Origin of the sequence: Pseudoalteromonas sp. XMcav11-Q (genome assembly GCF_040104525.1) — a bacterium.
Classification (GTDB): domain Bacteria; phylum Pseudomonadota; class Gammaproteobacteria; order Enterobacterales; family Alteromonadaceae; genus Pseudoalteromonas.
In genome coordinates this window covers 169,778-179,797 of record NZ_JBECOX010000013.1, presented here as the reverse complement: position 1 = coordinate 179,797, position 10,020 = coordinate 169,778, and the positions used below count along the sequence as shown (strand labels likewise).

5 protein-coding genes are annotated in these 10,020 nt (G+C 44.7%); all 5 read right to left on the bottom strand.

All coding sequences use genetic code 11. From position 1 onward, the window contains the following. Positions 1 to 1,146: 1,146 nt before the first annotated feature. The gene (tuf, locus tag ABMY45_RS19250; protein WP_119230648.1) at positions 1,147 to 2,331 is read right to left on the bottom strand and encodes an elongation factor Tu; all 1,185 of its coding nucleotides are present in this window, start codon (positions 2,329 to 2,331) and stop codon (positions 1,147 to 1,149) included. A gap of 57 nt (positions 2,332 to 2,388) precedes the next feature. Then, on the bottom strand, positions 2,389 to 4,503 hold the full coding sequence (fusA, locus tag ABMY45_RS19245) for an elongation factor G (protein WP_102055956.1): 2,115 nt from the start codon (positions 4,501 to 4,503) through the stop codon (positions 2,389 to 2,391). Between the two features lie 27 nt (positions 4,504 to 4,530). Next, positions 4,531 to 5,001, bottom strand: a complete 471-nt coding sequence (gene rpsG / locus ABMY45_RS19240) for a 30S ribosomal protein S7 (protein ID WP_010376219.1) — start codon at positions 4,999 to 5,001, stop codon at positions 4,531 to 4,533. Positions 5,002 to 5,102: 101 nt separating this feature from the next. Beyond that, positions 5,103 to 5,477: a 30S ribosomal protein S12 gene (gene rpsL, locus ABMY45_RS19235; protein ID WP_010367657.1), complete on the bottom strand. Its 375-nt coding sequence runs from the start codon at positions 5,475 to 5,477 to the stop codon at positions 5,103 to 5,105. 350 nt (positions 5,478 to 5,827) lie between these two features. Next, entirely contained in the window at positions 5,828 to 10,009 is a 4,182-nt protein-coding gene (gene rpoC, locus ABMY45_RS19230) for a DNA-directed RNA polymerase subunit beta' (protein ID WP_039494556.1), read from the bottom strand. Positions 10,010 to 10,020 lie beyond the last annotated feature (11 nt).

Here is a 10,020-nt window from a genome sequence, read left to right as displayed (position 1 = left end):
TCATTGAATTCTGATTGTTTGTTTCTACTTTTCAAAAAAGTAAAATCAAAACGAATTGACTATATAGTCACTCAGTTACAATTGAGACTCTAAATTTGTTTGCGTCATCTAGCGAACTAGAATCTGCCGTTAGAACTCAATCTGTACGAGTGCCCACACAGATGATTGCTTCATATTTTTAAAGAACGTTTCGAAACATTTCGTTGTTTCGAGGGATGTGCATTTTAAGCATTCCCGATTTTTTGTCAATACTTAATTTTGAATTTCTTGAGAAGAAGTTTCGAACTTAAGTTTTACTTGACGCTAACTCGTTGTTGCTTTGCTTTTCAGCGTAGCGCCCCGTGTCAGTGGGGTCGCATTATAGGGCGATCCGATTTTAGTGCAACCCTTTTTTTAAAGAAAATTGCGAAAAAACGTTTGTTCGAGTAAAAATCAAGCGAAACGCTTATTTTTGACACTTAACAGTATAAAAAGAGAACAAAAAAAGAGGTGTTGTATGCCGTTTATGTGTAGGACTGCGTGTTATCAACACGATTGAGACACTATTCTATAAGTGGGATATTACTTAAGAAGGTTCGAGAACAGTTATTGAATTGCTAGGAATGACTCTTTTTGCTGGTCGCGATATAAAATCGCTGCTACGAGGTATTAAAAAGTCTGAACTCCTTATTGGAGAACGACCCTTTTGCTGGTCGCGATACAAAATCGCTGCTACAAGGTATTAAAAAGTCTGTACGCCTTATTGGAGAATGACCCTTTTCATTGATCGCGATATAAAATCGCTGCTACGAGGTATTAAAAAGTCTGTACGCCCTATTGGAGAATGACCGTTTTCACTGGTCGCGATATAAAATCGCTGCTACTAGGTGTTAAAAAGTCTGTACGCCTTATTGGAGAATGACCGTTTTCACTGGTCGCGATATAAAATCGCTGCTACGAGGTATTAAAAAGTCTGTACGCCTTATTGGAGAATGACCGTTTTCACTGGTCGCGATATAAAATCGCTGCTACTAGGTGTTAAAAAGTCTGTACGCCTTATTGGAGAATGACCCTTTTCACTGGTCGCGATATAAAATCGCTGCTACAAGGTATTAAAAAAGGCCGCCAAAGCGACCTTTTTTTATGTGTGTTACGACAATCTAGAGATTACTCTTCGATTGTTGCTACAACACCAGCACCTACTGTACGGCCACCTTCACGGATAGCGAAACGTAGACCTTCGTCCATCGCGATTGGTACGATTAGCTCAACAGTCATCTTGATGTTGTCGCCTGGCATTACCATTTCTACGCCGTCTGGTAGCTGGATGTCACCAGTTACGTCTGTTGTACGGAAGTAGAACTGTGGACGGTAACCTTTGAAGAAAGGAGTGTGACGACCACCTTCATCTTTCGAAAGTACGTATACTTCTGAAGTGAATTTTGTGTGTGGCTTGATTGAACCAGGCTTACATAGTACTTGACCACGTTCAACTTCATCACGCTTAGTACCACGTAGTAGTGCACCAATGTTCTCACCCGCACGACCTTCGTCTAGAAGCTTACGGAACATCTCAACACCCGTACAAGTTGTCTTCGTAGTTTCTTTGATACCTACGATTTCTACTTCGTCGTTCACGTTGATGATACCAGCTTCTACACGGCCTGTTACTACTGTACCACGACCCTGGATTGAGAATACGTCTTCGATAGGCATGATGAATGGCTTATCGATGTCACGCTCTGGCTCTGGGATGTAAGAATCTAGTGCTTCTGCAAGCTCAACGATCTTCGCTTCCCACTGCTCTTCGCCTTCTAGTGCTTTAAGCGCTGAACCTTGGATTAGTGGTAGGTCATCACCTGGGAAGTCGTACTCAGAAAGTAGTTCACGAACTTCCATCTCTACTAGCTCTAGTAGCTCTTCGTCGTCAACCATGTCACATTTGTTCATGAATACGATGATGTAAGGTACACCAACCTGACGAGAAAGTAGGATGTGCTCACGTGTTTGAGGCATAGGACCGTCAGTAGCTGCAACTACTAGGATCGCGCCGTCCATCTGTGCAGCACCTGTGATCATGTTTTTAACATAGTCAGCGTGTCCTGGACAGTCTACGTGTGCATAGTGACGAGTTGGTGTGTCATACTCAACGTGTGAAGTTGAGATTGTGATACCACGCTCACGCTCTTCTGGAGCGTTATCGATTGATGCGAAGTCTTTTGCTTCACCACCGTATACTTTTGCAAGTACGTTAGTGATTGCTGCAGTTAGAGTTGTTTTACCGTGGTCAACGTGGCCGATTGTACCTACGTTTACGTGCGGTTTTACGCGTTCAAACTTTTCTTTTGCCATTTTCAAATTTCCTATAAAGAAATTAAAGTCCAGCCCTAAGACCGGACCGAACTAAAATTACTTAACAGCGCGAGCTGCAATTATTGCATCAGCTACGTTTTTAGCCGCTTCAGCATACTTTAGGAATTCCATAGAGTATGATGCGCGCCCTTGTGTAGCGGAGCGTAAGTCTGTTGCATAACCAAACATTTCAGAAAGCGGTACCTGAGCATTAATTTGCTTCGAGCCACCAAATGCTTCTTCCATGCCTTCAATTATGCCACGACGACGGTTTAAGTCGCCTACTACATCACCCATGTTTTCTTCAGGGGTGATTACTTCTACTTTCATGACAGGCTCAAGTAGAACTGGACTTGCTTCAAGCGCGCCCTTTCTAAAGCCCATCGAACCTGCGATCTTAAACGCCATCTCGTTTGAGTCAACATCGTGGAACGAGCCATCAAACAGAGTAGCTTTAACACCCAATAGCGGATAACCGGCAAGAACACCTTGCTTCATCTGCTCTTGAATACCTTTATCAACCGCTGGGATATACTCTTTTGGTACTGTACCACCTACGATTTCGTTAACGAATTCGTATATTGGCGCATCATCATCAGAGACATCCATTGGTTCTAGCTTCAACCAAACGTGACCATATTGACCACGACCACCAGATTGGCGCACAAACTTACCTTCAGCTTCAACAGAAGCTCGGATAGTTTCGCGGTATGCAACCTGAGGCTTACCAACGTTACACACAACGTTAAACTCACGCTTCATCCGATCGACAATGATATCTAAGTGAAGTTCACCCATACCAGAGATAATCGTCTGACCCGATTCTTCGTCCGTTTCTACACGGAATGAAGGATCTTCTGCTGCAAGTTTACCAAGCGCAACGCCCATTTTTTCTTGGTCAGCTACTGTTTTAGGTTCTACTGCGACCGAGATTACAGGCTCAGGAAACTCCATACGCTCTAACGTAATTGGCGCTTCTTGAGCACAAAGTGTATCACCAGTAGTTACATCTTTTAGGCCGATAGCAGCCGCGATGTCACCCGCATGAACTTCTTTAATCTCTTCACGCGAGTTTGAGTGCATTTGAACAATACGTCCAAAACGCTCTTTTTTACCTTTAACAGGATTTAGTACCGAATCACCTTGGCTAACTTTACCAGAGTAAACTCGGAAGAAAGTAAGTGTGCCAACGAATGGATCGGTTGCGATCTTAAATGCAAGCGCCGCAAACGGTGCATTATCGTCAGCTTCACGCGTATCTTCGGATTCGTCTTCTAAGACACCTTGGATAGCTTTTACTTCAGTAGGCGAAGGCATGAATTCAATCACAGCGTCAAGCACAGCCTGAACACCTTTGTTCTTGAATGCACTACCTGTCGTCATTGGCACAATTTCATTGGCCAATGTGCGTTGACGAAGGGCTGATTTAATCTCTTCTTCGCTCAACTCACCATCTTCAAGATATTTTTCCATTAGCTCTTCAGAAGCTTCTGCAGCGCTCTCAATTAGATGAGAACGCCATTCTTCAGCAAGCTCAAGAAGATCTGCAGGGACCTCTTCATAGTTGAAAGTCATTCCCTGGTCTTCTTCATTCCAGTTAATCGCTTTCATCTTGATAAGGTCAATAACACCTTTAAATTCATCTTCAGCACCAATTGGTAGCTGAATAGGCACAGGTGTAGCACCGAGACGTTTTTTAACTTGTTCAACAACAGACAAGAAATTAGCCCCCGTACGATCCATCTTATTGACGAAAATCATACGTGGTACTTCGTATTTGTTTGCCTGACGCCAAACGGTCTCAGTTTGCGGTTGCACACCTGATGAAGCACATAACACAACAACAGCACCATCAAGTACGCGCAATGAACGCTCTACTTCGATAGTAAAATCTACGTGTCCTGGAGTATCGATGATGTTTACACGATGCTCATCAAACTGAGCATCCATCCCTTTCCAGAAACACGTCGTTGCAGCAGAAGTGATCGTGATACCACGCTCTTGCTCCTGCTCCATCCAGTCCATAGTTGCGGCACCGTCGTGTACCTCACCAATCTTATGAGAAAGACCAGTATAGAAAAGTACGCGCTCGGTCGTAGTTGTTTTACCCGCATCTACGTGAGCACATATACCAATGTTACGGTAGCGCTCAATCGGAGTTGTCCGTGCCATAATATCCTCTTAAAGGGTGTTAGCAGATTACCAACGGTAGTGAGCGAATGCTTTGTTCGCTTCAGCCATACGGTGAACGTCTTCACGTTTCTTAACCGCAGTGCCTTTGTTTTCAGCAGCGTCGATCATCTCTTGAGCAAGACGAAGACCCATTGATTTTTCGCCACGCTTACGTGCAGCTTCAACCAACCAACGCATACCTAGTGCGTTACGACGCACTGGACGTACTTCAACTGGTACTTGGTACGTTGAACCACCAACACGGCGAGATTTAACCTCTACCTGTGGGCGAACGTTATCAAGTGCAGATTCAAAGATTTCTAGGTGCGACTTGCCTGATTTTTCAGCAGCCACGTCTAGCGCACCATATACGATTTTTTCAGCAGTAGATTTCTTGCCGTCAAGCATTACTACGTTAACGAATTTAGCAAGAAGCTCTGATCCGAACTTCGGATCTGGAAGAATTTTACGTTGACCTATTACGCGTCTTCTAGGCATTTTCTTTCTCCGGTATCTTCAGGTCCGTGCTAAACACGGATTCCCAAAACAATATATAAAAATTTAAAACTTAAGTGCTTGGCCTTACTAACGGAGAACCATTAGCCCTTAGGACGTTTTGCACCGTACTTAGAACGAGCCTGTCTACGGTCGTTTACGCCTGCACAGTCAAGTGCACCACGAACAGTGTGGAAACGCACACCTGGTAAGTCTTTAACACGACCACCACGGATTAGGATTACACTGTGCTCTTGTAGGTTGTGACCTTCACCACCAATGTATGAAGTTACTTCGAAACCGTTAGTTAAACGTACACGCGCTACTTTACGTAATGCAGAGTTTGGTTTCTTAGGTGTTGTTGTATATACGCGAGTACATACACCACGCTTTTGTGGACAAGCTTTAAGAGCAGCTGAGTTGCTCTTTGTAACCTTGCTACGACGTGGCTTACGCACTAGCTGGTTAATAGTTGCCATTAAATAGCTCCTGAATTAATAAATTACTACTGAAAAATAAAATCTTACCATTTAGGCCAAATCCAATTTTCTTGAACGACTAAAATGGGTGGCCGAATTTTAATGACCAAAGTTTAACCTGTCAACCAAAAGTCGTCATCAGCGCTAAGTAAATGCATGCAATTCGGATGGTTTTGTCTGCGAAGCTATTGAAAGTTAACAAAAGTTGACGATTGCATTGAAAAACCTTTGTTGCAGTATACATATTGATGTGACGCTTTGATGGCAATTCGACCAGCGAGTTGAAAAGGCATAAAAAAACCGCTGCATTCACACAGCGGTTTTTCAATTAATTAGCTAAATGGCGAGGATTACTCGTTGCCACCTAGTAAATCAGCGTTTAGTGCATCTGTTAGCGCTTGAGTTGCCTCTTCAGCACTTACTGTTTGCTCTTCAACAGCTGCTTCTCCTTGCTTACGACGGTTGATGCGCTCTTCATGGTATGCGAAACCTGTACCCGCAGGGATCAAACGACCCACGATTACGTTTTCTTTCAGACCACGTAGCTCATCGCTCTTACCGTTAACCGCAGCTTCGGTTAGAACACGTGTTGTTTCCTGGAACGATGCCGCAGAAATAAACGATTCAGTCGCAAGTGACGCTTTAGTAATACCCATTAGTTGGATTTCAAACTTAGCTGGGATCTTACCTTGCATTTCTAGTTCACGGTTAGCGATGTTTACACGTGCAACTTCAGCTTGCTCGCCTACTAGGAACTCACTGTCACCACCGTCAAGGATGATACACTTACGAAGCATCTGACGAACGATAGTCTCAATGTGCTTATCGTTAATCTTTACGCCCTGTAGGCGGTATACTTCTTGTACTTCGTTAGTGATGTAGTTAGATACATCAGTAACACCACGTAGACGTAGGATGTCGTGCGGAGACTCTGGACCATCGGCGATTACTTCACCTTTAGCCACTTGCTCACCTTCGAACACGTTAAGCTGACGCCATTTCGGGATCATCTCTTCGTATGCATCACCCTCTTCCGGTGTGATCACAAGACGTTTCTTACCTTTAGTCTCTTTACCGAAGCTAACGGTACCTGTGATTTCTGCAAGAATTGCAGGATCTTTTGGCTTACGCGCTTCGAATAGGTCAGCAACTCGAGGTAGACCACCCGTGATGTCACGAGTCTTCGAACCTTCTTGTGGAATACGAGCCAGTACCGAACCAGGTAGTACTGTTGCACCATCTGTGATTTCAATCGTTGTGAATGAAGGTAGACGGATCTCTTGAAGACCACGTTCTTCGTTCTCAATGATTAGTTTAGGCTCTTTCGCGTTTACTTTCGCAAGATCCTTAACAACCACACGTGTTAGACCAGTTAATTCATCAGTCTGTGCTTCAGTGTTTGAATCATCAATATCGCTGAACGATACTTTTGACTCATGTTCAATGATGATTGGGTGACTATGCGGGTCCCAAGTAGCAACGATATCGTTACCTTTAACGTCAGCACCATCTTGTACAGTTAATACTGCACCGTAAGGAACTTTATAACGCTCTTTCTCACGACCGTGCTCATCGATTATCGTGATCTCAGTTGAACGAGACGTGATAACGATTTTGCCATCAGCATTGATTACAAACTTAGCATTGTGAAGTTTCAGATTACCATTGTTCTTAACTTGAACACTGTTCTCTGCAGAAGCTCGTGATGCCGCACCACCGATGTGGAATGTACGCATCGTAAGCTGTGTACCCGGCTCACCGATTGACTGTGCCGCGATTACACCAACTGCTTCACCAGGGTTGATGATGTGGCCACGTGCCAAGTCACGACCATAACAGTGTGCACACACACCAAAGTCGTTTTGACAGGTGATTACAGAACGTACTTTAACTTCGTCTACTGAGTGCTCTTCTAGAAGGTCACACAGTTTTTCGTCAATCATTACGTTACGTTCAACCAGTACTTCTGTTGTACCAGGCTTAACCACGTCTTCAGCAACAACACGACCTAGTACGCGCTCACGAAGCGGCTCTACAACGTCACCACCTTCAATTAGCGGCTTCATTACTAGACCTTCTTCGGTACCACAGTCTGATTCATTGATAACCAAATCTTGTGCTACGTCTACTAGACGACGAGTTAGGTAACCCGAGTTCGCTGTCTTAAGTGCCGTATCCGCTAGACCCTTACGCGCACCGTGCGTCGAGATAAAGTACTGTAGTACGTTTAGACCTTCACGGAAGTTCGCTGTAATCGGCGTTTCGATGATTGAACCATCTGGACGTGCCATTAGACCACGCATACCCGCTAGCTGACGGATCTGAGCAGCACTACCACGAGCGCCTGAGTCTGCCATCATAAACACTGAGTTAAATGACGGTTGCTCTTCTTCGTTGCCTTCAGCGTTGATAACCGTTTCTTTTGAAAGGTTAGCCATCATCTCGCGAGAAAGGTTTTCGTTTACACGTGACCAGATATCGATAACTTTGTTGTATTTCTCACCGGCAGTTACAAGACCTGATTGGAACTGTTGGTTGATTTCTGCAACTTCAGCTTCCGCACGATCGATGATCTCACCTTTAGTTGGTGGGATTACCATGTCATTGATACCGATAGAAACACCTGACTTCATCGCGTAGTGGAAACCGGTATACATCACTTGGTCAGCAAAGATAACTGTATCTTTAAGACCTAGACGACGGTAACACTCGTTAAGAAGACCAGAAATTTGTTTCTTACCTAGTGGTTTGTTGATCAGTTCAAACGGCAAGCCTTCAGGGATATTCAATGAAAGGATTGCACGACCTACTGTCGTATCTACTAGGTGAGTTAACGTGCCGCGCTCACGTGTTTCTTCGTCGATAGTCACTTCTGTGATACGCACTTTAACACGAGCGTGAAGCTCAGCTGCACCTACACGGTATGCTTTTTCAGCTTCTTTAGCATCTTTAAATACAGTGCCTTCACCTTTACCGTTGATACGATCGCGAGTCATGTAGTAAAGACCTAGTACAACGTCCTGTGAAGGAACGATGATTGGTTCACCGTTAGCTGGCGCTAGAATGTTGTTGGTAGACATCATCAATGCACGCGCTTCCAACTGCGCTTCAAGCGTCAGTGGTACGTGAACAGCCATTTGGTCACCATCGAAGTCAGCGTTATACGCCGCACACACTAGCGGGTGCAGGTGAATCGCTTTACCTTCGATAAGTACAGGTTCGAATGCTTGGATACCTAGACGGTGAAGTGTTGGCGCACGGTTAAGTAAAACCGGGTGCTCACGGATAACTTCGTCTAGTACGTCCCAAACTTCTGGTACTTCACGCTCAACCATCTTCTTCGCAGCTTTGATGGTTGTCGCCATACCACGGCGCTCTAGTTTACCGTAGATAAATGGCTTGAATAGCTCAAGTGCCATCTTCTTAGGTAGACCACACTGATGTAGTTTCAGCGTAGGACCAACGGTGATAACAGAACGGCCTGAGTAGTCAACACGCTTACCTAGAAGGTTTTGACGGAAACGACCTTGCTTACCTTTGATCATGTCAGCAAGCGACTTCAGTGGACGCTTGTTAGAACCCGTAATTGCACGGCCACGACGACCATTATCAAGTAGCGCATCAACCGCTTCTTGAAGCATACGCTTTTCGTTACGTACGATGATGTCTGGTGCAGCTAGGTCTAGAAGACGCTTCAAACGGTTGTTACGGTTGATTACACGACGGTAAAGGTCGTTCAGATCTGAAGTCGCAAAACGACCGCCGTCTAGTGGTACTAGAGGACGTAGATCTGGTGGAAGAACCGGTAGCACGCTCATTACCATCCACTCAGGGTTGTTACCTGATTGGTGGAACGCTTCCATTAGTTTAAGACGCTTAGTGATTTTCTTACGCTTAGTTTCAGAGTTGATTGTTGGCAACTCTTCACGCATTTCAGCGATTAACTGACCAAGGTCTAGGTCACGAAGTAGATCAAGTACAGCTTCTGCACCCATCTTCGCTTCAAACTCATCACCGTGCTCTTCAAGTGCATCTAGGTATTCTTCTTCACCTAGTAGTTGACCGCGCTCAAGCGTAGTCATACCTGGCTCAGTTACCACGAATGATTCAAAATAAAGTACGCGCTCGATATCACGAAGCGTCATATCTAGCATTAGGCCGATACGTGACGGAAGTGATTTCAAGAACCAAATATGCGCAACTGGGCTAGCCAGCTCGATGTGACCCATACGGTCACGACGTACTTTTGTTAGCGTTACTTCAACGCCACACTTTTCACAGATAACACCACGGTGCTTCAAGCGCTTGTATTTACCACACAAACACTCGTAATCTTTTACTGGGCCGAAGATACGGGCACAGAATAAGCCATCACGCTCAGGCTTGAAAGTACGGTAGTTGATTGTCTCAGGTTTCTTTACTTCACCGTAAGACCATGAACGCACCATGTCTGGCGAAGCAAGACCAATGCGAATTGCATCGAATTCTTCGGTCTTATTTTGTTGCTTCAGAAACTTAAGTAAGTCTTTCACCTTAGCTCTCC

Coding starts and splice junctions, on each gene's coding strand:
- tuf (WP_119230648.1), bottom strand. CDS start 2,331: ATGGCAAAAGAAAAGTTTGAACGCGTAAAACCGCACGTAAACGTAGGT.
- fusA (WP_102055956.1), bottom strand. CDS start 4,503: ATGGCACGGACAACTCCGATTGAGCGCTACCGTAACATTGGTATATGT.
- rpsG (WP_010376219.1), bottom strand. CDS start 5,001: ATGCCTAGAAGACGCGTAATAGGTCAACGTAAAATTCTTCCAGATCCG.
- rpsL (WP_010367657.1), bottom strand. CDS start 5,477: ATGGCAACTATTAACCAGCTAGTGCGTAAGCCACGTCGTAGCAAGGTT.